A 22318-nucleotide genomic window follows, 5' to 3' on the forward strand; every position below is an offset into this window, starting at 1 on the left:
GCCGGTCAGCTTATCGCGCACCGGCCGTCAGCTCGGACCCCTCGTCCTTGGCCAGCCCCAGCAGCTGCAGGCTGCAGAGCAGCAGCAACGCGGCGAGCAACAGCAGCGCTATCCGGTACGGGCCGATGGAGTCGAGCGACCAGCCGGCCGCCAGCGGCTCCCCCACCCGCAGCGCCAGCGCACCGAGCGCGACCCCGAGCCCGCTGGCGATCTGCTGCAGCGTCGTCGACAACGCGTTCGCGCTCGGCAGCTCGTCGGACCCCACCCCGGCGTAGGTGATCGAGTTGTAGGCGGTGAACCCCACCGAGCGGAACACCCCGCTGACCGTGAGCAGCAGCGCCACCACCACGTACGGCGTCTGCGCGGTCAGGAAGGCCATGCCGACCATCGCCCCGATCCCGCCCAGGGTGGAGACGACCAGCACGGTGCGGAACCCGAACGTACGCAGCAGCGGGGTGGTGGCCGGCTTGATCCCGACGTTGCCGAGGAACAGGAACAACACCAGCACACCCGCGGTCACCGGGCTCCAGCCGAAGCCGACCTGGAACATCAGCGGCAGCAGGAACGGCAGTGCCACGATGATCAGCCGGTAGAAGGTACCCGCGTAGGACGCCACCCGGAACGCCCGGATGCGCAGCACGGTCAGGTCCAGCATCGGGTGCCGGTGCCGCCGCAGGTGCCACACCGCGACGACGCAGCCGAGCAGGCCGACACCCACCCCGATCCCGGCGAGCAGCCAGTTCGGCGGTTCGTGCCCGATCAGGTCCATGCCGGTCACCAGCGCACCGAGACCGACGGCCACCAGCAGGAAACCGACCCAGTCCAGGCCGGGCAGCCGGTGCGAGCGCAGCTGCGGGACCAACCGCAGGCTGATCAGGAACGCCGCGATGCCCAGCGGCACGTTGATCACGAAGATCCAGCGCCAGGACAGGTAGTCGGTGAGCAGGCCGCCGACCAGCGGCGCGATGACCGGGGCCACCAGCCCAGGCCAGGTGAGAAACGCGATGGCGCGCAACATCTGGCTGGTGCTGACCGCGCGGAGCACCACCAGCCGGCCCACCGGCACCATCAGCGCCCCGCCCAGGCCCTGCACGATCCGGGCGATCACCAGCCAGGTCAGGTCGGTGCAGACCGCGCAGAGCGCCGACGAGGCGGTGAAGATCGCCACCGCGGTGAGGAAGATCGTCCGGGAGCCGAACCGCTCCCCCAGCCAGCCGCTGGCGGGTACCAGCACCGCCACCGCGACCAGGTAGGCCGTCATCACCACGTTGATGTCGACCGGGCGCACCCCGAACGACTCCGCCATCGCCGGCGCCGCCGTCGCGATGATCGTGCCGTCCAGGTTCTCCATGAAGAACGCGCCCGCCACCAGCAGCGCGAGGGCGCGCGGGAACGTGCTGGTCGGCGGCGAACTCACCGGATCATTCTGGTCCTCGCGCGCCGCCGGTTCGACCGACAAGGGCATGGCCCGGCTCACGTGAGCCGGGCCACACCCCGCACCGATGGATCAGCCCTCGAGACCGGCCTTCGCGAACGCCAGCGCCTTGGTGGCGAGGTCGACGTTGTCGTCCCACAGGTTGCGCCAGATGGCCAGCGAGTTCGACAGCGTCGGGTGCAGCACGCGCGAGGAGAAGGACTCGAAGGTCACGATGCCGTCGTAGTTGACCCCGCGCAGCGCACCGAAGAACTCGGTCCAGTTGATCGAACCGGTGCCGAGGTACCCGCGGTGCGACTCGCCGATGTGCACGTAGCCGAGCTTCCCGGCCGCCGATGCCGCCTGGATCGCCTCGGTGAACGAGTGCTCCTCGATGTTCATGTGGTACGTGTCCAGGTGCGCCACGACGTTGTCGCGGCCCACCCGCTCGATCATCGCCAGCGTCTCCGCCGTCGTGTTGATGATGTTGGTCTCGTACCGGTTGCAGAACTCCAGGCCCAGCTTGATGTCCGACTCGGCGGCCTTGTCGGCCAGCCAGGCGATGGTCTCCTCCGAGTTCGCCCGGCCGCGCTCGGTGGCCGGGCCGTTGTACTTGCCGAGCTTGCCGAAGATGACGCCACAGAGGATCGACCCGCCGGTGTCCCGGACGATGTTGAGCGCCTTGGCCAGCCGCGCCCGGCCGGCCGCGACGATGTCCGGGTCCTCGCTGGACACGTCGGTGGCGTCGTCCAGCCCGAGCGACCCGGTGGCCTTGAGCCCGTACTCGGCCAGCAACCGGCTGGTCATCGGCACATCGAAGATGTCCGGGTCGATGAGCGCCAGCTCGATCAGGTCGTACCCGATGTTCGCCGAGTTCTCCATCGCGTGCCGGGCGTCGGCCTCCGACCAGCTGCCGGTCCAGACCATCGCGTGGTTGCCATACGTGATCACAGTGAAGCTCTCCTCCTGGTGCGGGTGGTGCGGTGGCTGCCCGGGGCACGACCATCTTGCCGTCCCCCGGGCCGCCCGTCAGCGCATGAACGCCTGCGGGACACCGGAGTCGACCGGGACCAGCAGGCCGGTGGTGATGGGCAGGGTGCCGTTGGTCAGCGCGAGCACCGCCAGGGCGATGTGCTCCGGCAGCACCTCCTCCTTGAGCACGGTGCGCTGGGCGTAGTACTTGCCCAGGTCCTCCTCGGCCACGCCGTAGGTCTTCGCGCGCGAGGCACCCCAGCCGCCGGAGAAGATGCCGGAGCCGCGCACCACGCCGTCCGGGTTGATGCCGTTGACCCGCACGCCGTACTCGCCGAGCTCGGCGGCCAGCAGCCGGACCATGTGTGCCTGTGCGGCCTTCGCGGAGGAGTACGCGATGTTGTTCGGCCCGGCGAAGACCGAGTTCTTCGAGCAGATGTTGATGATGTCGCCGCCCAGACCCTGTGCCTTCAACGCCGCCTCGGCGGCCTTGGTCACCAGGAACGACCCGCGGGGCATGATCGAGTACTGGAGATCCCAGTCCTCCAGGGTGGTGTCGGTGACCGACCCGGCCCGGGTGATGCCGGCGTTGTTGACGATCAGGTCGATGCCGCCGAAAGCCACGACACCGGCGGCGATCCCGGCCTTCACCTGGTCGAAGTCGGTGACGTTGATGGCCACTGCGACGGCCTTGTCCGGACCGCCCAGCTCCTCCGCGACCTTCTCCGCGCCGTCGGCGTTCACATCGGCGATGATCACGTTGGCGCCGTGCTCGGCCAGCACCTGCACGGTGGCCAGGCCGATGCCGGAGGCACCCCCGGTGACCAGCGCGATCCGGCCGGCCAGTGCCTTCGGGGCCGGGCGCCGCTTGAGCTTGTCCTCCTCCAGTTGCCAGTACTCGACGTCGAACTTGTCCGCCTCGCTGACCGGGGCGTAGCGGGACACGCCCTCGGCGCCGCGCATCACGTTGATGGCGTTGACGTAGAACTCGCCGGCCACCCGGGCGGTCTGCTTGTCCGCGCCGAACGAGAACATGCCCACGCCGGGCACCAGCACGATGGCCGGGTCGGCGCCGCGGATCGCCGGGCTCTCCGGGGTCGCGTGCCGGTCGTAGTAGGCCTGGTACTCGGTGCGGTACTCGGCGTGCAGCTCGGCGAGCCGGGCCGCGACCTCGTCGATCGGCGCGTCCACCGCGGTGTCCAGCAGCAGCGGGCGGACCTTGGTCCGCAGGAAGTGGTCCGGGCAGGAGGTGCCGAGAGCGACGAGCTGCGGCAGCTTCTCGCGGGACAGGAAGTCCAGCACCACGTCCGAGTCGGTGAAGTGCCCGACCTGGCGGCGGTCCGCGGAGGCGATGCCGCGCAGGTGCGGGAACAGCTCCGCCGCGCGGGCCCGGCGGGCCGCCGGGTCCAGCGCCTCGTGCCCGGCCACCACCGGGCCGAACGGCTCGGCGACCGACTGCGCGTCCAGGTACTCCTGCGCCTGCCGGATGATCTGCAGCGAGCGGGCCTCGACCTCGTCGCTGGTCTCGCCCCAGGCGGTCAGCCCGTGGCCGCCGAGCACCGCACCGATGACACCGGGCTGCGCGGACAGCTCGCGCATGGCCTTCCCGAGCTCCCAGCCCGGCCGCTTCCACGGCACCCAACCGACGGTGCCGCCCCAGATCTTCTGCACCAGTTCCTCGCCGTCGGCCGCGCAGGCCAGCGCGATCACCGAGTCCGGGTGCAGGTGGTCGACGTGGTCGAAGTCGACCAGGCCGTGCATCGGGGTGTCGATGGAGGGGGTGGCGCCGCCGGTCCCGAACGAGCAGAACGGGAACAGGCCGACCATCTCGTCCTCGTGCTCGACGCCGCGGTACACCGCGTCCAGGCCGAGCAGCCGGTCGCGCTCCAGCACCGCCAGGCCGGTGGCCTTGAGGGTGCCGAGGTCACCGCCGGACCCCTTCACGTAGAGCAGTTCGGTCTCGGTGCCGGTGGCCGGGTTGACCTGCGTGACCTTCGCCGAGGTGTTGCCGCCGCCGTAGTTGGTCACCGTGGCGTCGGAGCCGAGCCGGTTGGAGCGGGCGATCAGCTCGGCCACACCGGCGGGGAGTTCTTCCGTCATCTTCTTCGTCGTTCCTTCTTCGATGGTGGTGCGAGGGGGTTCAGAACCGGGACTCGGCGAGATTGCCGCGCCGCTCGGCGATGTCGTCACGGGCGAAGAACTTCTCCACCGACGCGCGGGACAGCGGGGCGACGCCGCCGACGGCGTACGCGGACGCCCGGACCCGGGCACCCTTCACCGCCATGGCCGAGATGCCCTCCACCCCACCGGCGGTCGGTGCGGTGGCGACGATGCCGTGGTTGCCCAGCAGCACCAGCTGCGGCAGCTCACCGGTCTCGGCGACCCGCTGCGCCACCGCCTCGTAGTAGAGCCGGCCCAGGTCAATCCCGGGCGAGGCGTAGGGCACGTACAACGGCCGGCCGATGACGACGGCCTCGTCCGAGTAGACCCAGTCCTCCCACGCCGTGGCCGCGTGCACCGAGGCCAGCAGGCCCACCACATCGGTGGGATGCGTGTGCCCGACGTACAACTCGGGCGAACCCTCCGGCTTGAGCGCGTGCATCACCACGTGCACCAGCGCCTCGATCGAACCGCGGCGGCGCTTCCCGCCGACCTCGCCGGCGTCCAGCGCCTCGGTGAGCGCGGTCTGCGTGCTCGCCGGGTCCTTCGCCAGCTCGATGAGCGGCCCGGTGTCGACCACCACGAAGTCCTCGGCGGTGACCGACGCGAGATTGGAGCCGGACGCCTTCACCACGACGCGGCCGTCGGGCAGGGTGCGGGAGGTGTTGCCCTCGGCCAGGATCACCAGGTCCCGGCCGGGTTCGCCCAGGGCGTGGGAGAGGGCGACGAGGTCCTCGGAGACCAGGTCGGGTGCGTGTACTGCGGTCATGACCGTCCTTCGATCGATATGGCGGGCCACGCTGCCCCTGTCCGGAACGGCGCCCTCATCGGGCGCCCCCGTATCTGCGGTTGGTGAGGCCGTTCAGCAGCGCGGCGAACACCAGCACGGCACCCAGGGCGAGCAGCTGGTACTGCGCGCCCTCGTTGCCGACGAAGTAGAGCAGGATCCCGGCGTTGAGCCAGACGATCAGCAGGGTGGCCAGCACGATGCCGCTGACCCGGCCGATGCCGCCGGTGATCGCGACGCCGCCGAGCACCGCGATGGTGATCGCCGGCAGCGCCATGCCGTTGCCGGAGGTGCCGGCATCCGGCCGCGCCGAGGCGAACTGGGCCACCGTCACCACGGCCACCAGACCGGACACCACGCCGGCGAAGACGTAGGCCTTGAAACGGGTGTCGCGCACGTTGATGCCGGACCACTGGGCCGCGACGTCGTTGGTGCCGATCGCGTAGAGCCGGCGGCCGTAGGTGGTGCGGGCCAGCAGCAGCCAGGTGACGACCACCGTCGGCAGCAGGAAGGTGAACAGGCCCAGCGGGAAGTTCGGCAGGTAGCTGCCGATCACCGGCAGCTCCACCGAGCGGGCGGTGGAGTACAGGTCCTGGATCGCCGGGGTGCTGATCGGGCTCTGGTTGTTGATCACGATCGCGATCGACTTGTACGCGTAGTACGTGGCGAGCGTGGTGATCAGCGCCGGGAACCCGACGACGGAGACCAGGAAGCCGTTGACCGCGCCGAGCAGACCGCCGACCACGGCGGCCAGGATCACCGAGATCCACAGCGTCCAGCCCCATTCGCCGTAGGCGAAGCCGAAGATCATGCCGGCCAGCGAGACGATCGCGCCGACCGAGAGGTCGATGCCGCCACGGCCCGACAGGATGACCACCAGCTCGGCCAGCCCGAGCATGGCCAGCGGCACCGCGTTGATCAGCGAGGAGGCCATGTAGTCGGTGGAGTACTCGGCGGTCAGGTAGTCGTTCGCCGACAGGTAGAACATCACCAGCACGACGACCACGATGAGGATCGCCAGCAGCACGATGCGCTGGGTCAGCAGCGCCCGGACCAGCCTGGCGCCCACGGACTCCCGGGCCGCACCGGGCGCCTTGTCCACGACGGGGGTGCTCACTTGGACCTCCTGGTCCGCTGCCGGAGCAGGTCCGCCCCGACGGCGAGGATGATGAAGATGCCGACGAACAGGTCCGACAGCTGGGAGCTCCAGCGGAGCTGGGTGACGCCGGAGGTCACCGTCTGCACCAGCAGCGCCCCGAGCACGGTGCCCAGCACCGATCCCCGGCCGCCCATGATCGACGTGCCGCCGATGACGACCGCCGCGATCACCGCGAGTTCCTTGCCGATGCCGATGGACTGGTCGAGGCTGCTGGTGCCCTGCGCGATGACGAAGCAGGAGCCGAGACCGACCAGCAGGCCCGTGATCACGTAGGCCAGCAGCACCCGGCGCTGCACCCGCACCCCGGCCAGCCGGGCCGCCTGGGCGTCGCCGCCGATCGCGTAGAAGTGCCGACCGCCGGCGGTGTGCCGCAGGTACCACCAGGCGATCGCGGCGATGACCACCATGATCACGAAGGAGTGCGGGATGCCGAGCGTCCGGCCGTTGACCCCGCGGCCGAAGACGTCGAAGGTGGACGGGATGCCGTTGATGGTCTTGGAGTCGAAGATGCGCAGGCCGATGAACTGGAACAGGTTGGCCGTGCCGAAGGTGATGATGATGGCGTGCACCCGCCCGTAGGCGATCAGCACACCGTTGAGCAGGCCCAGCAGGCCACCCACCACCATCGACAGGAGCACCGCCGGGACCAGCGGGATCCCGGTGTCCACCATGGTTTTCGCGGTGACCACCGAGCACACCATGATCGCGCCGCCGACCGAGACGTCGATGCCGCCGGTGATGATGATGATCGTCATGCCGACGCCCATCAGCGCGATCGGCGCCATCGCCACCAGGATCGACTGGATCGAGCCGGGGCTGAGGAAGCCGGCGGTGGAGAAGTACAGCGCCACCCACAGCACGATGATCACGCCGAGCAGCACCACCTCCTGACCGGAGACGGCGGACGGCAGCACCCGCTGCCGGATCGTCGGGGTCAGTGACTCCCCCGCCGGGGGGCTCGGCTTCATCGTGGTGCTCATGCTGACTTCTCCTCTACATTCCCGGCAGCATCCACGGCGCCGGCGGCGGCGGCGAGCACGTCCACCTGGGTCGCGTCGGGGCCGAACTCGACGGTCGTGGTGCCGCCGCGGACCACCTGCAAGCGGTCCGAGATGCGCAGCGCCTCCGGCAGGTCCGAGGTCACCACCAGCACCGCGGTGCCGGCCTCGGCGAGCTCGGTGATGATCCGGTGGATCTCCTCCTTGGCGCCGACGTCCACCCCCTGGGTGGGCTCGGCCAGCACCAGCAGGTCCGGCCGCTCGACGAGTTGCCGTGCCAGCACCACCTTCTGGGCGTTGCCGCCGGACATGGCGCCGATGAACTGCCGCTCGCTGGGCGTCTTCACCGCGAGCCGCTTGATCATCGACCGGGCCACCTCGCGCTCCTTGCCGCGGTTCATCCAGCCGAAGCGGGACAGCAGCGGCAGGTGACCGGCCGAGATGTTGAAAGAGATCGGCTGGAACGAGAACATGCCCTCCAGCTTGCGGTTGGCCGGCAGCAGCGCGATGCCCAGCTTCTGCGCCTCGCGCGGCGAGCGCGGGTTGATCACCTTGCCACCCAGCAGGATCCGGCCCGCATCGGCCCGGTCCATACCCCAGATGGTGGCGGCGATCTCGGACACGCCGGAGCCGACGAGACCGTACAGACCGACGATCTCGCCCGCCTTCACACTCACGTCGACGTCGTGGAACTTGCCGGTGACACCGAGCCCCTCGAGCTGCAGCACCGGAGTGCCGTCCGGCACCACCCGCTCGCCGCGCTCGTCGTTCAGGATGCCGCCGACCATGAGCTCGGCGATCTGCCGCACCGACAGGTCGCCGATCGGGTACGTCCCGATGGTCTGCCCGTCGCGCATGACGGTGACCTCCTGGGCGATCCGGAACAGCTCGTCCAGCCGGTGCGAGATGTAGATGACGGCGACGCCGGAGGAGGTGAGCCGCCGGACGACCCGGAACAGCACCTCGATCTCGGCGTCGGTGAGGATGGCGGAGGGCTCGTCGAGGATGAGCACCTTGGCGTTGCCGGCCAGCGCCTTCGCGATCGAGACCTGTTGCTGCTCCGCGATGGACAGCGACCCGACGGTGGCGGTGGCGTACTTGGCCGGCAACTCGAGCAGGCCCAGCAGCTCGACCACCTTCGCGTTCTGCGCCGCCCAGTCGATGCGGCCGCCCTTGCGGATCTCCCGGCCGGTGAAGATGTTCTCCGACACGGTGAGCTCGGCGAAGAGCTGCGGCTCCTGGTAGACGGTGGCGATGCCCAGCCCCAGCGCCTGCACGGTGGAGGTGATCTCGACCGGGGCGCCCTCGAACTCCAGGGTGCCGGTGTCCGCGGACTCGGCGCCCGCGATGATCTTGATGAGAGTGGACTTCCCGGCGCCGTTCTCGCCCACCAGGGCGTGCACGGTGCCGGCCTTGACGGTGATGTCCGCGTTGCGGATGGCCCGGACGGCGCCGAAGCGCTTGGAGATGCCGGTCAGGTGCAGCCTGGCCAGGCCGGAATCCGGCTGGGCCGGGGATTCCCCGGATTCGCTCATGGTGTCACTTCCTCGGTGGTGCCGGCGCGGGATGCGATGCCCCGGGAGCCCGGCGTGCGGGCTCCCGGGGCGGATGACTCAGTAGTCGAAGTCGTCCACGTTGTCCTTGGTGATCTGCAGGGCGGGGCCCAGCAGCAGGGTCTTCGTGGCGTCGTCGTACTCGACGGCCGGCAGGTCCGCCGACACGTCGTTGGTGGCCCCGAACGTCTTGCCCTCGGCCAGCTGCACGCCCGCCCAGGCGGTCAGGAAGCCGAGGTTCTCCACGTTCCACAGGATGGAGGCCGAGGAGGAGCCGTCCTCCAGGTAGGGCTTCATCGACTGCGGGGTGCCCAGCCCCACGGTGAAGACCTGCCCGATCTTGCCCGCGTCCTTGACCGCCTGCGCGACACCCGGTGCGGAGGAGGTGCACTCGCCGACCAGACCGGTCAGGTCCGGGTTGGCGTTCATCAGGTCGGTCGCCATCTGCGTCGCCTTGGCCTGGTCCTCACCGGCGTAGACGATGTCGACGATCTCGGCGTCCGGGTACTTCTCCGCGGTGTAGGCCTGCTGCACCTTGATCCAGGCGTTCAGGTTCTCCGCGGTCTGCCCGCAGGACACGATGGCGTACTTGCCCTTGCCGCCCATGGCGCCCAGCAGCGCGTCGGTGAGGCCTTGCCCGATGCCCTCGACCGATGCCTGGTTGACGAACACCTCGCGCACCGAGTTCGGTGCGTCGGTGTCCGAGGTGGCGACCTTGATCCCGGCGTCCGCGGCTTCCTTCAGCAGCGGGGCCATCGAATCGGGGTCGTTCGGGGCGACGATCAGCGCGTCGACCTTCTGCTGGATGTACGACCGGACGATGTCGGCCTGGGCCGCGGCGTCGGCGCTGGTCGGTCCCTGGTACAGCCAGGTCAGACCCGGGATGGCGGCCTCGGCCGCCTTCCCGCCGGCGTTCATCGCCTCGAAGTACGGGATGCCCTGCAGCTTCGGCACGAACGCCACCGTGTAGCTGCCGTCGCCTCCGGTGCTCGACTCGCTCGCGGACCCGCCGGTCTCCGTCGGGGCCTCGCTCGAGCTGTTGCCGCCGGCCGGCGAGGTCGCCGCCGCCGTGGTGGTCCCCGCGGCCGGCGGGACGGTGGTGGTGCTGTCGTTCTTCTTGGTGCAGGCGGACAACGTCAGTGCGGCCGCGAGGCCGACTGCGATGACAGCCGTGACTTTCCGGGGAGATCGCACGGATCCCTACCTTCCTCACCGGCGACCGCCGTGGTCGCTCGCTGGAAGGTCCCGCACCACCGTGGTGCGGAACCGAACGGAACCGGCATCGGCCGGTCCCGGTCATGCTGGAACCTGCTAGGGCGCAACAGGTTCGGTCTCAGGTGCCGCGGGGCGGGACCGGAGCGCATTGAAGCGCTCCAACGCCTCGTCCCAGCCGTCGCCGGCGGCAGGGGTGTAGCCGACCATCGTGGTGCCGGCCGCGATGGCCTCGCGGATCTCCGCCGGGCCGTCGAACTCGCCGAGCGCGGCGAGCTGGACCGCGGCGTTGCCCAGCGCCGTGGCCTCCACCGGTCCGCAGCGCACCGGCAGGCCGGTGGCGTCGGCGGTGAGCTGGGAGAGCAGCTCGTGGTTGGACCCGCCGCCGACGATGGACACCGACGGCGGCCGCACCCCGATCACCGCGGCGATGTCGTCGACGACCACCCGGTAGGACAGCGCCAGCGAGTCGATGACACACCTGGCCACCGCGCCCACCGTCGCCGGCACCGGGAAACCGTTGCGGCGGCAGTACTCCCGGATCCGTGCCGGCATGTCGCCCGGCTGCAGGAACACCTGGTCGTCCGGGTTGATCACGCTGACCAGGCCCGGCTCCCGGGCGGCCAGCGCGGCGAGCTCGGGGTAGGTGTACGCGGTGCCCTCGCGCTCCCACTGCCGCCGGCACTCCTGCAGGATCCACAGCCCCATGACGTTGCGCAGCAGCCGGATCGTGCCGGCGTAGCCGCCCTCGTTGGTCAGGTTGACGGCCTTGGACAGCTCGGTGATCACCGGGGCCGGCGTCTCCACACCGGCCAGCGACCAGGTGCCGGAGGAGATGTACAGCCCGTGCGGATCGGTCAGCGGGGCACCGACCACGGCGCTCGCGGTGTCGTGTCCCGGCGGCAGCACCACCCGCGCGCCGGCCAGTGCGCCGGTGGCGAGATCGCCGACCAGCGGCCCGACGTCGGTCCCCGGCGCGGCCACCTCGGGCAGCATGTGGGTGGGCACGCCGAGCTCGTCGAGCAGCTCGGTGGCCCACCGGCCGGCCGCCATGTCGTAGGCACCCGAGGTGGAGACGGCGGTGTACTCGGAGACCAGCGAGCCGGACAGCCTGTGGTGGAACACATCCGGCATCATCAGCAGGGTTTTCGCCGCGGCCAGCCGTTCCGGCGCCTGCCGGGCGTCGGCCATCAACGCGAAGAGGGTGTTGATCGACATCAGCTGCACGCCGGTCGCGCCGTACAGCCGGTCGGCACCGAGGGCGCGCAGCGCGTCCTCGAACGGCGGGATGTTCCGGCCGTCGCGGTAGCTCACCGGGGCGTCCACCAGTTCGCCGTCGGCGTTCAGCAGACCGTAGTCCACACCCCAGGTGTCGACGCCGATGGCATCGATCGGGGTGCCGTTGCCGGCGAGACCGCCGATGCCGGCGGAGATGTGGGACCAGAGATCGTCGATGTCCCAGCGCAGCAGACCCTGTCGGTGCGACGGGGTGTTGGCGAAGCGGGAGACCACGTCCAGCTCGAAGCGGCTGCCGTCGAAGGAGACGGTGGTGACCCGGCCGCTCTCGGCACCCAGGTCGACCGCGACGACGGTGCGGCCGGTCACCGGGCCACCTGCAGGGTCGCCACGTGGCCGGCCGGTGCGCCACCGACGGGCACGGTGTGCACCGGGACGCCGAGCTCGGCCCACTCCGAGACCACCTCGGGGCCGACCGCGTCGTCGGTGACCATCGCGTCGATCGAGGAGACCGGGGCGAAGGAGTGCAGACCGAAGCCGCCCACCTTGGAGGAGTCGAACAAGCCGTAGACCTTTCCGCACGCGACTGCCATGAACTGCTTGGTCTGCGCCTCTTCCGAGGAGAGGTCCATCAGACCGTGGGTGGTGGAGATGCCGATCGTCCCGAAGAAGCCCTTGTCGATCCGACCGCGCCCGGCGAGCACGTCGCCGATCGGGCCGACCATCGATCCGGAGGCCCGCCGCAGCACGCCGCCCGGCATCAGCACCATCGCGGAGGACTGCTCCATCAGCAGCAGCGCCAGCCGCAGGCCGTTGGTGATGACGACCAGGTCCCGCCGGTCCAGCAGCTCGTGGCCGAGGAAGTAGCAGGTGGTCGACGAGTCCATGGCGATGACGTCGCCGTGCCGGATCATCGGGGCGACCGCCGCGGCGATGGCCTTCTTCGCCTCGCGGGAGTGCCGCAGCCGCATCTCGAACGCACCCTCGTCGCTGGATCCGACGCTGACCGCACCGCCGCGGACCCGGCGCAGCAGCGACCGGCGCTCCAGCCCGTCGAGGTCCTTGCGGATGGTGACGGTGGAGACGCCGAAGGACCGGGCCAGGTCGTTGACCACCACGCGCCCGGTCGACCCGAGCTCGAGCAGGATGGCCTGCTCGCGCGCGAACTCGTCCAGTGACGGCACGGCGATCCTCCTCGATCCGGACCCGATCGATGTCGGGGGTGTTTCCGAGTGCAGCGGGTCACAACCGGGAACGAAGAGCAACGTAAGCCGGGGTGGAAGTCACGTCAAGCCGGGACAGAGAAACGGAAGTGAACGGGTTTCGGTCATGGACCTGCAAACTTGCGTTTGTCCGACCGGTCCACCCTGACGAGCAACCGTTCGCCCGACTTCCGCCGCACCGTCCGGCTTTCGATCTGCCTTCGCGAGTAGTTTCGTTGAGGCGCTTTCCGCTTTCGCAAGTGGCGTCACCTGCACGGTGTCCTGCGGGACAATCGCCGAGGCACCGGACACAGCTCTGAACACAGGGGGAACACGGGGAGGAATGAACTGCTCGCTCGCGGTTATTCCTCTCGTGGGGCGTGGCGCAACGATCGGCGGCGGCGTCACGGTGAAGGATCAGGCGGACCACTCACCCGTCGGTGCGTCACTGCCGACCCATCTGCCGATCGCCCCGGACCGAACCACGTGCCGAGCAGCACCTGAAGATCCGTACGACGCACGAGGAGTTCCACGTGAGTGCAGTGTCCGACGAGACCCGCCGGCCCCGGGTGGCCGTCATCGGCAGCGGGGTCGCCGGCCTGACCGCTGCCTACCTCCTGCAACGGCGCTACGACGTGCACCTCTTCGAGGCCGACGACCGCCTCGGCGGGCACGCGCACACCCACGACGTCATCACCTCGGCCGGGCACGTGGCCGGCCTCGATTCCGGCTTCCTGGTGCACAACCGGCGCACCTACCCGCAGCTGCTCCGGTTGTTCGGCGAGCTCGCGGTGCCGACCCAGGACTCCGAGATGTCGATGAGCGTGGTGTGCGAGGGCTGCGGCCTGGAATACGCCGGCGCCAAGGGCCTGACCGGCCTGTTCGCCCAGGCCCGGTCCGCGGTGCGGCCTCGCTACCTGGGCATGCTCGCGCAGGTGAAGCGGTTCCATCGGGTGGCCCGGAAGGTGCTCGACGACCCGACCGACCACCGGACGCTCGGGCAGTTCATCGACGACCACAACTTCGGCCGGTACTTCGCCCACCACTTCCTGCTCCCGGTCGTCTCCTGTGTCTGGTCCTGCGGGTTCGACGGGGCGCGCAGCTACCCGGCGCGGTACCTGTTCACCTTCCTCGACCACCACGGCATGCTCTCGGTCACCGGGTCGCCGCAGTGGCGCACCGTGGTGGGTGGCTCGCGCACCTACGTCCAGCGGGCGGTCAAGGAGCTGAGCGGGGTGCTGACGTCGACGCCGGTGCGGGCGTTGCACCGGCACGCCGACGGGGTCGAGGTGCGCGACGAGGGCGACCAGCTGCACCGGGCCGACCACGTGGTGGTGGCCACCCACCCGGATCAGGCACTGCAGCTGCTCGCGGATCCGAGCGACGAGGAGCGCCGGCTGCTCGGCTCCTTCGAGTACCTGACCTCCACCACCCTCCTGCACACCGACGCCTCACTGCTGCCGCGCACGTCCGGCGCGAAGGCGTCGTGGAACTACCGGATGGCCGGCTGTGACTCCGACGACCGGGCGGTCCGTGTCAGCTACCACCTGAACCGGCTGCAGCGGATCGAGGACGACACCGACTACCTGGTCACGCTCAACGACGACGGCCGGATCGACCGTGGCCGGGTACTGGCCGAGATGACCTACGCCCATCCCACCTACACGGTGGAATCCGTTGCGGCACAGCAGGAACTGGGCACGCTCAACGACGGCCGGACCGCCTTCGCCGGCGCCTGGCAGGGCTGGGGCTTCCACGAGGACGGCTGCGCCTCCGGCGTCCGCGCCGCCGAGTCGCTGGGCGTGCACTGGTGAGTGCGCTCCCGGTCGGGACCTCCGGACCGGGCCCGCACCTCTCGCTGGTCCGGGCCCCGGAGCCGGCGACGCTGTACGACTGCGAGGTCCGGCACACCCGGAACACCACCGCGAAGCGGGCCTTCCACTACTCGACGAGCTACTGGCTCGTCGACGTCGACCGGATGCCGCGCCTGCCCCGGGTGCTGCGGCCGCTGGCCCGTTTCCGGCCGTCGGACCACCTCGGCGATCCGGCCTGCAGCATCGCCGACAACGCGCGGGCCCGGCTGGCGCAGGACGGGATCGAGGCCGACCGGATCCTGCTGCTGACCTGCCCGCGCACCGCCGGCCACGTGTTCAACCCGCTGTCGGTGTTCTACTGCTTCGCCGGTGCGGACCTGGTCGCGGTGCTGGCCGAGGTGCACAACACCTACCACGGACGTCACGTCTACCTGCTGCGACCGGACGAGGCGGGCCGCGACTCCGTCGAGAAGGGCTTCTACGTCTCGCCCTTCCTCCCGATGGGTGGTCGCTACCTGATGCGGACGCCGCCGCCCGGGGACCGGTTGCAGGTGTCCATCGCCCTGCGCCGCGGGGACACCACACCGTTCGTCGCCACCCTCACCGGCACCGGGCGTCCGGCGACCACCGGTGCCGTCGTCCGCAGCCTCCTGCGCTGGCCGCTGAACACCCTGCGCACGTCCGCACTGATCCGCTGGCAGGGCATCCGGCTGTGGCTGCGGGGGATCCCCGTCCAGCCGCGTCCGGCGGATGCATCCGGTGACGAAACCGCCCGCTGACCTGGCGTTCCCCGGTCGACGGCGCCGCCCGGACGGGTACTCGTCATGATCCACTGCGCCGAACGGGTCTGATCGCGCCGTCCTGATCGCTGCGCCTCCCGCGCGGGTTGTCGGAGGTCTAGATTCGGCAGGAACCCGTGCGAATCAGTCACACGATCGGACCAGGTCACGAATCGGACAGGTCGGCGGAACGACGTGGTTCCGGCGGCCCTCCGGAGAGGACGGCCGCTGTGGTGGGCGCAGCCGCCGTCGTCGTGCCGTTGGCGGTGCTCCTCGGGCTCGCCGCGATCACCCTGCTGGTCGCCCGGCGCGTTCCCGGTCTGCCGCGGTCGGCGGTCGCGATCGCCGTCTGCTGGGAGGTCGGGCTGCTCGGCGCGGACGCGGTCGCCTGGTCCGCCGCGCTGCACGGTGCAGATCCCCTGACCTCGTTCGGCGATGTCGCCGTCGTCGAGGAGCTGCCGGCGCTGCTGACCGTGGCTGCCACCCTGCTGCTGGCCGTCCGCCTGCACCAGAACTGGATGCGCGCGGTGGCCGACGCCTGGCTGCTCGCCGGGACCGTCGCACTGCTCGTCTGGACCGTGCTGCTCGCCGTGCAGCCGGACCTGTCCCCGGCCCTGCTGCTCGGCGCCCTCGGCCAGATGGCGCTGGCGTACTGGCTGCTGGTGTGGGTGCTGACCGTGCGGCCGGGACTGGCGCCGCCGGTGGCGCACCCACCGCTGCCGGCCGGCACCGTCCAGCCCGCGCCACATCCCTCGCTGCGGAACGCCGGCACCTTGCTGGTGGGAGTGACCGGGATCCGGGCGCTGGCGACCACCAAGATCCTGATCGGACTCGCCACCGGCAGCGGCTTCCTGCTGTGGAGCGCACTGGTCCTGCTGGTGCTGTCGCACGTCTGGCTGCTGATCGAGGGAGCGGCCCTGCTCGGGCCGCTGCTGCGGCGGACGACGCCACGGCAGATCGGGTCGTCGTGGCTGCCGCTGCAACTGCCGTACGCCGTGGTCCTGGTGCTCGGGACCGCGATCGCCGTGCTGTGGTTCACCGTGCCGTCGGCCGCCGACGCCGCCGGCTTCGTGCTCGCCGGTCTGGTCCTGCTGGTGCTGGCCGCGGGCCACATGCTCACCGCCGCGCACAACGAGCGGCTGTTGCGCACGATGGGCGACCGGGAACGGCACTTCCGTTCGCTGGTGCGGGACGCCACCGAGGTCATCGGGCTGTGCACCGCGGACGGCCGGATCGAGTACCTCTCGCCGCGGGCCAGGGCCGTGCTCGGCATCAGCCCGGTCGACGCGGTCGGGACATCGCTGTCCGACCTGCTCGGCCTGCCCGCGGCGGTGGTCGACTCCGAGCTGGAGATGCTGCTGGCCGACGGCGGGGTGACCGTGCTGGACAGCAGCCCCCGGGGTCACCGCGGGTGCATCTGGAGACCGTGGTGTCGGTGCGCTCCGACCGCCTGGTCTGCACCATCCGGGACGTCACCGAACGGGTCGAGCTGCAACGCCGGCTGCACGACCTCGCCTACGTCGACCAGTTGACCGGACTGCCGAACCGCGCCTCGCTCATCCTGCGGACCAGGGAGGCGGTGCTGGCCGGCCCCTGCGCGCTGCTCTTCCTCGACCTCGACGGCTTCAAGCGGGTGAACGACGGCGGTGGGCACGCGATCGGTGACGAGGTGCTCGTCGAGGTGGGCCGCCGGTTGTCGGCATCGGTGCGGGACGGACAGGTCGCCGGCCGGCTCGGCGGCGACGAGTTCCTGGTGATCGTCCCGGACGTCGGCAGCACCGATGTCGACGAGCTCGCCGGGCGACTGGTCACGCTGATCCGGATGCCCTACGAGACCGGGTCGGGCACCTTCGTGATCGGGGTCAGCATCGGCGTCGCCACCCGGGAGGAACAGCTGCCGGGCACGGACGAACCGCCGGAGCACATGGCCGACGAGCTGGTCCGGCACGCCGACATCGCCGCCTACGAGGCGAAGCGCAACCAGGACGGCTGGCGACACTTCCGTCCGGCGCTGCTGTCCACCGCCGTCGCCCGCTTCGAGCAGGACGCCGAGATGGGTGCCGCTCTCGCCGCCAACCGGGTGTTCCTGATGTTCCAGCCTGTCGTGGATCTGCTGACGCTGCAGGTGGTCTCGGCGGAGGCGCTGCTGCGCTGGCGGACCACGAACGGATCGTTGCGCGGCCCGAACAGCCTGCTGGAGTTCGCGGCGCGGACCGGCCAGTCACCGGCACTGCTGCTCCGGGTGCTCGACCGTGCCCTGGCCGGCTGCACGAGATGGCCCACGGCTGTCCAGCTCTCGATCAACCTGACCCCGGCGCAGCTGCACCAACCGGACCTGCCCGACTCGGTGGCGGCGGCGCTGGCCCGGCACCGGATCACGCCCGGGCGGCTGATCCTGGAGATCACCGAGGACACCCTGGTCCGGGACATGGAGCGCACCCTCGCCGTGGTCGCCCAGTTGCGGGCCATCGGGGTGCAGGTCGCGGTGGACCAGTTCGGATCCGGATCGTCCTCGCTGACGCACCTGCTCGACCTGCCGCTGGACCAGCTCAAGATCGACCGCTCGCTGATCCAGCGGGTCGACACCTCCGTCCAGGCAGCGGAACTCGTCACCGGCATCCTGCGACTGGCCCACACCTGGAACCTGCCGGTGGTGGCCGAGGGCATCGAACGCACGGGCCAGCGGAACCGGCTGCTGGAGATGTCCTGCCGGTTCGGCCAGGGCTTCCTCTTCGCGCCGGCGCTGGAGTCCGACGAGCTCGCCGCGATGGCGCACCAGGAACTGGCACCGCCGGGGCGGATGCCCACCCAGCGGGCAGCCGGCAGCTTCGGGCCGGGACGGCAGCGACCGCCGCAGTAGCTCGGCTCAGTCGTGCTGCCGCCCGGTGGCCCAGCTGCCGCGGACATGCCGCAGGTGCCGGCGCATCAGGTCCTCGGCGCCGGTCCGGTCACCGGCCAGCACCAGGTCGAGCAGTTCATGGTGCTCACGAGCGGAGTCGAGCAGGGCCGCGGTGCCGACCAGCGTCTCCAGGCCGTAGAGCCGGCTGCGGGCCCGGAGCTCGCCGACGGTACGGGTCAGCAATCGGTTCCCGGCCAGCTCCAGCAGCCCGAGGTGGAAGTCCCGGTCGGACTCGACGTAACCGGTGAGATCCCCCTCCCCGGCGGTCACCACGATCTGCTCGGCGAGGTCACGGAGCTGCTCCGCCTCCGCGCGTCGGTCGCCGGTGGCGACCAGGCCGACGGCCGGCACCTCGATGAGTTCGCGCAGCTGGGTGATCTCGTCCAGCTCGGCGTCGTCGATCTCCCGGATCCGGAAACCCTTGTTGCGCACGGCTTCCACCAGACCCTCACGGGCCAGCTCCAGCATCGCCTCGCGCACCGGCGTCGCGGAGACGCCGAGCTGCTCGGCCAGCTGCGGTGCGGAGTACAGCACACCGGGACGGAGGCGCCCGGAGACGATCCCGCCGCGCAGGTCCGCCAGCGCCGACTGCCGCAGGCTCGGCCGGTCCGGCAGCGAGTGCAACTCCGGGCGTGCGGTGGCGGGTCCCGTCATCAGCCCGCCTGCAGCGTGACGGTGTGCACCGAGGTGTAGAACTCGGCCGCCGCCTTGCCCTGCTCGCGACCACCTGTGCTGGACTGCTTCTCGCCGCCGAACGGCAGGTAGAAGTCCACCCCGCTGGTCGGTGCGTTGATCTTCACCATGCCCGCCTCCAGCCGGTCCGCGACCTGCAGGGCGGCCCCGATGTCCCGTGTGTACACGGCTCCGACCAGACCGTAGCGCACCCGGTTCGCCTCGGCGATGGCCTCGTCCAGTGTGTCGACCGAGCTGAGCGTGCAGATCGGCCCGAACACCTCGTCGGTGGCCAGCAGATGATGGGCCGGGACGTTCTCGACCACCGTCGGTGCCACGAAATAGCCGTCGTCGGAGGTCTTCTCGCCACCGGTGACGACGGTCGCGCCCGCGGCGACGGCGCTTGCCGCGGCGGCGACCACCTTGTCGACGGCGCCCGCGTCGATGACCGGGCCCACTGCGACCGAGGCACCGCTCGGGTCGCCCGCGGCGAGTTCGCCCACGGCGGTGAGCAGGGCGGCGCGGAACGGCGCCGGATCCCCGACCACCACGACCCGCTTGGTCGCGGTGCACTTCTGGCCGGCGAAACCCATGGCAGCGGCGGCGATCGACCGCGCGGCGACGGTCAGGTCGGCGTCGGGCAGCACGATGGCCGGGTTCTGCCCGCCCATCTCGGCCTGCACCGGGATGTTGCGCGCGGTCGCCGCGGCGACCACCTTGCCGCCGGTGGCGCCGGAGCCGGTGAAGGAGACGACGTCGGCGTGCTCGATGACCGCCTGGCCGGTGGCGCCCTCGCCGGGCAGCACCTGGAACACCCCGGCCGGCAGCACACCGTCCAGCAGCTCGGCCAGCCGCAGTGCGCACGCGGTGGCCGGCGGGGCCGGCTTCAGCAGCACGGCATTGCCGAAAGCCAGTGCGGGAGCTGCCTTCCAGAGCGGGATGGCGATCGGGAAGTTCCACGGGGTGATCAGGCCGGCCACCCCGTGCGGGCGCCGCCGGGTGTACAGCAGGGTGCCGGCCGGGCCGTCGTGCACCGCGCCGACCGGGTCGTACGGCTGCTGGGCGTAGTACCGCAGGATGGCTACCGCACGGCCGATCTCGCCCGCCGCCTCGCCGGCCGGCTTGCCGACCTCACGGACGACCAGGGCCGCCAGTTCGCCGGCCGCTGCGGCCACGGCGTCGGCGGCTGCCGACAGCGCCGCCGACCGGGCGGCCGGGCCGCTCGCCGCCCAGGCGGACTGTGCCTTCCTGGCCACGGCCGCCGCCTCCGCCACCTCCTCCGGGGTGACATCCGCGACCGTGACGACGATGTCGTCGGGGCGCTGGGGGGAGACGCTGATGATGTCCGGCATGCGGTCGCTCACAATCAGAAGGTGAAGCCCTCGGGGAAGGGGTCGGTCGGGTCGAGCATGTACTGGGCGGTGCCGGTGATCCAGGCGCGGCCGGTGATCGTCGGTACGACTGCCGGGATGCCACCCACCTCCGCGGTGTCCACCAGCCGCCCGATGAAGTGGGTGCCGATGAACGACTCGTTGTCGAAGTCGGTGTGCAGCGGCAGTTCCCCGCGGGCGTGCAACTGCGCCATCCGGGCGCTGGTGCCGGTGCCGCAGGGGCTGCGGTCGAACCAGCCCGGATGGATCGCCATGGCGTGCCGGGAGTGCCGGGCGTCGGAACCGGGCGCGGCGAAGTAGACGTGGTGGCAACCGGCGATCGTGTCGTTCTCCGGGTGCACCGGGTACGCCGCGGCATTGATGACGTCCATCATCGCCAGGCCCGCCTGCAGGATCTCCTGCTGCGCCTTGCGGTCGTAGGGCAGGCCGAACTGCGCGAGATCGGTGATGGCGTAGAAGTTCCCGCCGAAGGACAGGTCGTAGGCGACCTCTCCGAAGCCCGGCACCTCGATCCGCTGGTCCAGCGCGACCGGGAAGGAGGGCACGTTGCGGATCGTGACGCTGCGCGCCTTGCCGTCCTGCACGGCGACCTCGGCCACCACCAGCCCGGCCGGGGTGTCCAGCCGGACGGTGGTCACCGGCTCGGTGACCGGCACCATGCCGGTCTCCACCAGCACGGTGGCGACACCGATGGTGCCGTGCCCGCACATCGGCAGGCAGCCGGACACCTCGATGTACAGCACGCCCCAGTCGGCGTCCGGCCGGGTCGGCGGCTGCAGGATCGCGCCGGACATCGAGGCGTGACCGCGCGGCTCGCACATCAGGAACGTGCGCAGCCCGTCCATGTGCTCCATGAAGTACGTGCGGCGCTCCGCCATGGTGGCACCCGGGATCGGCGCGACACCGCCGGTGATCACCCGGGTGGGCATGCCCTCGGTGTGCGAGTCCACGGCGTGCAGGACACGGGTGCTGCGCATGAAGCCGCCCTTCCGGCTGGAACGTGACTGCTGGGTTCCTACTGCTGGAGCTACAGGATCAACGGTAACCGGCGGCGACCGCGGCCTCGGTCGCCTTGCGCACCGCGGCCTCCTGGGCCGGGTTCAGCGGCGAGCGCGGCGGGCGGCAGGGACCACCGAAGCGGCCGACGATGTCCATGGACAGCTTGATGGCCTGGACGAACTCGGTCTTGGAATCCCAGCGCAGCAACGGGTGCAGGTCGCGGTACAGCGGCAGCGCGGTGGCCAGGTCGCCGGCGGCGGCGGAGCGGAACAGCTCGACGCAGGCCTGCGGGAAGGCGTTCGGGTAGCCGGAGATCCAGCCCGGGGAACCGGCGACCGCCAGCTCCAGGGCGACGTCGTCCGATCCGGCCAGCACGTCGAGATCGGGTGCCAGTTCCTTGATCTCGTAGTACCGGCGGACGTCGCCGGTGAACTCCTTGACGGCCACGATCAGACCCTCGGCGTGCAGCTGGGCGAGCAGCTCGGGGACCAGGTCGACCTTGGTGTCGAACGGGTTGTTGTAGGCGACCACCGGGACACCGACGGCGGCGACGGTGCGGAAGTGGTCGACCACCGCGTCCCGATCGGCGCGGTAGGTGTTCGGGGGCAGCAGCATGACGGCCGGGCAGCCCAGCTCGCCGGCGGCCTCGGTGGCGCGGACGGCCTGGTCGGACCCGTAGCCGGCGACACCCGGCATGACGACGAAGCCTTCGGGCGAGGCGTCGACGGCGGCCTTGACCACGGCGGTGCGCTGGGCGTCGCTCAGCTGCTGGTACTCACCGAGGGAGCCGTTGGGGACCACGCCGTCGCAGCCGTTCGCGGCCAGCCAGGCGACGTGCTCGGCGAAGCGGTCCAGGTCCGGCTCGGGCCGGTCGCTGGCGGTCCAGGGCAGCGCGGTGGCGACGAGGACGCCGTGCCAGGGGGTGGTCATCGCGGACTCCTGTGGGGCTCGGGGTGGCCGGTCGTCCGGCCGGGGTCTGTGGTTGTTCTCCGCGGCCGGACCAGTGGGCCCTACCTGCGGTGATGCCAGTACAATATCACATGACACTGCGGTGGCAAGGGGTCGCCCGGA

Annotated in this window: 18 protein-coding genes; 4 read left to right on the forward strand and 14 right to left on the reverse strand. The window is 70.8% G+C overall.

What is annotated here, in order from left to right:
* Positions 1 to 10 precede the first annotated feature (10 nt).
* The 10 genes from GIS00_RS16385 to GIS00_RS16430 all read right to left on the reverse strand — a co-directional run bounded on the left by GIS00_RS16385 (position 11) and on the right by GIS00_RS16430 (position 12675).
* Positions 11 to 1417 (reverse strand): MFS transporter, encoded by a 1407-nt coding sequence (locus tag GIS00_RS16385; protein WP_322098034.1) that lies wholly within the window; start codon positions 1415 to 1417, stop codon positions 11 to 13.
* A 90-nt stretch (positions 1418 to 1507) separates the two neighbouring features.
* Positions 1508 to 2365, reverse strand: coding sequence for a sugar phosphate isomerase/epimerase family protein (locus GIS00_RS16390; RefSeq protein WP_322098035.1), 858 nt, complete (start codon positions 2363 to 2365; stop codon positions 1508 to 1510).
* Between the two features lie 78 nt (positions 2366 to 2443).
* Positions 2444 to 4486, reverse strand: coding sequence for a bifunctional rhamnulose-1-phosphate aldolase/short-chain dehydrogenase (rhaD, locus tag GIS00_RS16395; protein ID WP_154769508.1), 2043 nt, complete (start codon positions 4484 to 4486; stop codon positions 2444 to 2446).
* A 40-nt stretch (positions 4487 to 4526) separates the two neighbouring features.
* Complete coding sequence (locus GIS00_RS16400; RefSeq protein ID WP_154769509.1) at positions 4527 to 5315, reverse strand: class II aldolase/adducin family protein; 789 nt, start codon at positions 5313 to 5315, stop codon at positions 4527 to 4529.
* Between the two features lie 55 nt (positions 5316 to 5370).
* Positions 5371 to 6450, reverse strand: coding sequence for an ABC transporter permease (locus GIS00_RS16405; protein WP_322098036.1), 1080 nt, complete (start codon positions 6448 to 6450; stop codon positions 5371 to 5373).
* Positions 6447 to 7472 carry an ABC transporter permease gene (locus tag GIS00_RS16410; protein ID WP_154769510.1) on the reverse strand — a complete coding sequence of 342 codons (1026 nt, stop codon included), beginning with the start codon at positions 7470 to 7472 and terminating at the stop codon, positions 6447 to 6449. The genes GIS00_RS16405 and GIS00_RS16410 overlap by 4 nt, the downstream gene beginning before the upstream one ends.
* Positions 7469 to 9025, reverse strand: a complete 1557-nt coding sequence (locus GIS00_RS16415; RefSeq protein ID WP_154769511.1) for a sugar ABC transporter ATP-binding protein — start codon at positions 9023 to 9025, stop codon at positions 7469 to 7471. The genes GIS00_RS16410 and GIS00_RS16415 overlap by 4 nt, the downstream gene beginning before the upstream one ends.
* A gap of 78 nt (positions 9026 to 9103) precedes the next feature.
* Positions 9104 to 10237 carry an autoinducer 2 ABC transporter substrate-binding protein gene (locus GIS00_RS16420; RefSeq protein WP_322098037.1) on the reverse strand — a complete coding sequence of 378 codons (1134 nt, stop codon included), beginning with the start codon at positions 10235 to 10237 and terminating at the stop codon, positions 9104 to 9106.
* A gap of 117 nt (positions 10238 to 10354) precedes the next feature.
* A complete protein-coding gene (locus tag GIS00_RS29030; protein ID WP_154769512.1) occupies positions 10355 to 11860 on the reverse strand; it encodes a rhamnulokinase in 1506 nt (501 codons plus the stop codon).
* On the reverse strand, positions 11857 to 12675 hold the full coding sequence (locus tag GIS00_RS16430; protein ID WP_196073316.1) for a DeoR/GlpR family DNA-binding transcription regulator: 819 nt from the start codon (positions 12673 to 12675) through the stop codon (positions 11857 to 11859). The genes GIS00_RS29030 and GIS00_RS16430 overlap by 4 nt, the downstream gene beginning before the upstream one ends.
* A 551-nt stretch (positions 12676 to 13226) precedes the next feature.
* Between GIS00_RS16430 and GIS00_RS16435 the strand changes: the two genes are divergently transcribed.
* The 4 genes from GIS00_RS16435 to GIS00_RS16450 all read left to right on the forward strand — a co-directional run bounded on the left by GIS00_RS16435 (position 13227) and on the right by GIS00_RS16450 (position 18146).
* Positions 13227 to 14507 (forward strand): NAD(P)/FAD-dependent oxidoreductase, encoded by a 1281-nt coding sequence (locus GIS00_RS16435; RefSeq protein ID WP_322098038.1) that lies wholly within the window; start codon positions 13227 to 13229, stop codon positions 14505 to 14507.
* A complete protein-coding gene (locus GIS00_RS16440) occupies positions 14504 to 15286 on the forward strand; it encodes a DUF1365 domain-containing protein (RefSeq protein WP_322098039.1) in 783 nt (260 codons plus the stop codon). The genes GIS00_RS16435 and GIS00_RS16440 overlap by 4 nt, the downstream gene beginning before the upstream one ends.
* A 233-nt stretch (positions 15287 to 15519) precedes the next feature.
* Complete coding sequence (locus GIS00_RS16445) at positions 15520 to 16818, forward strand: PAS domain-containing protein (RefSeq protein WP_154769514.1); 1299 nt, start codon at positions 15520 to 15522, stop codon at positions 16816 to 16818.
* Positions 16722 to 18146, forward strand: coding sequence for a putative bifunctional diguanylate cyclase/phosphodiesterase (locus GIS00_RS16450; protein WP_154769515.1), 1425 nt, complete (start codon positions 16722 to 16724; stop codon positions 18144 to 18146). Before GIS00_RS16445 ends, GIS00_RS16450 begins: the two co-directional genes overlap by 97 nt.
* Positions 18147 to 18152: 6 nt before the next feature.
* Here the strand turns inward: GIS00_RS16450 and GIS00_RS16455 are convergent, their stop codons facing one another.
* Genes GIS00_RS16455 through GIS00_RS16470 form a run of 4 tightly spaced genes read right to left on the reverse strand, consistent with a single transcriptional unit; the run spans position 18153 to position 22177 of the window.
* A complete protein-coding gene (locus GIS00_RS16455; RefSeq protein ID WP_154769516.1) occupies positions 18153 to 18839 on the reverse strand; it encodes a GntR family transcriptional regulator in 687 nt (228 codons plus the stop codon).
* Positions 18839 to 20221 carry an aldehyde dehydrogenase family protein gene (locus GIS00_RS16460; RefSeq protein ID WP_322098040.1) on the reverse strand — a complete coding sequence of 461 codons (1383 nt, stop codon included), beginning with the start codon at positions 20219 to 20221 and terminating at the stop codon, positions 18839 to 18841. The genes GIS00_RS16455 and GIS00_RS16460 overlap by 1 nt, the downstream gene beginning before the upstream one ends.
* Before the next feature lie 2 nt (positions 20222 to 20223).
* Positions 20224 to 21225, reverse strand: coding sequence for a proline racemase family protein (locus GIS00_RS16465; RefSeq protein ID WP_154769517.1), 1002 nt, complete (start codon positions 21223 to 21225; stop codon positions 20224 to 20226).
* A gap of 58 nt (positions 21226 to 21283) precedes the next feature.
* A complete protein-coding gene (locus GIS00_RS16470) occupies positions 21284 to 22177 on the reverse strand; it encodes a dihydrodipicolinate synthase family protein (RefSeq protein WP_154769518.1) in 894 nt (297 codons plus the stop codon).
* Positions 22178 to 22318 lie beyond the last annotated feature (141 nt).

The organism is Nakamurella alba (assembly GCF_009707545.1).
GTDB lineage: Bacteria > Actinomycetota > Actinomycetes > Mycobacteriales > Nakamurellaceae > Nakamurella > Nakamurella alba.

What these genes read in the sequence shown, in the direction of transcription:
- GIS00_RS16410 (WP_154769510.1), bottom strand. Translation starts at nt 7,472, where the DNA reads ATGAGCACCACGATGAAGCCGAGCCCCCCGGCGGGGGAGTCACTGACC.
- GIS00_RS16465 (WP_154769517.1), bottom strand. Translation starts at nt 21,225, where the DNA reads ATGCGCAGCACCCGTGTCCTGCACGCCGTGGACTCGCACACCGAGGGC.
- GIS00_RS16415 (WP_154769511.1), bottom strand. Translation starts at nt 9,025, where the DNA reads ATGAGCGAATCCGGGGAATCCCCGGCCCAGCCGGATTCCGGCCTGGCC.
- GIS00_RS16470 (WP_154769518.1), bottom strand. Translation starts at nt 22,177, where the DNA reads ATGACCACCCCCTGGCACGGCGTCCTCGTCGCCACCGCGCTGCCCTGG.
- GIS00_RS16400 (WP_154769509.1), bottom strand. Translation starts at nt 5,315, where the DNA reads ATGACCGCAGTACACGCACCCGACCTGGTCTCCGAGGACCTCGTCGCC.
- GIS00_RS16455 (WP_154769516.1), bottom strand. Translation starts at nt 18,839, where the DNA reads ATGACGGGACCCGCCACCGCACGCCCGGAGTTGCACTCGCTGCCGGAC.
- rhaD (WP_154769508.1), bottom strand. Translation starts at nt 4,486, where the DNA reads ATGACGGAAGAACTCCCCGCCGGTGTGGCCGAGCTGATCGCCCGCTCC.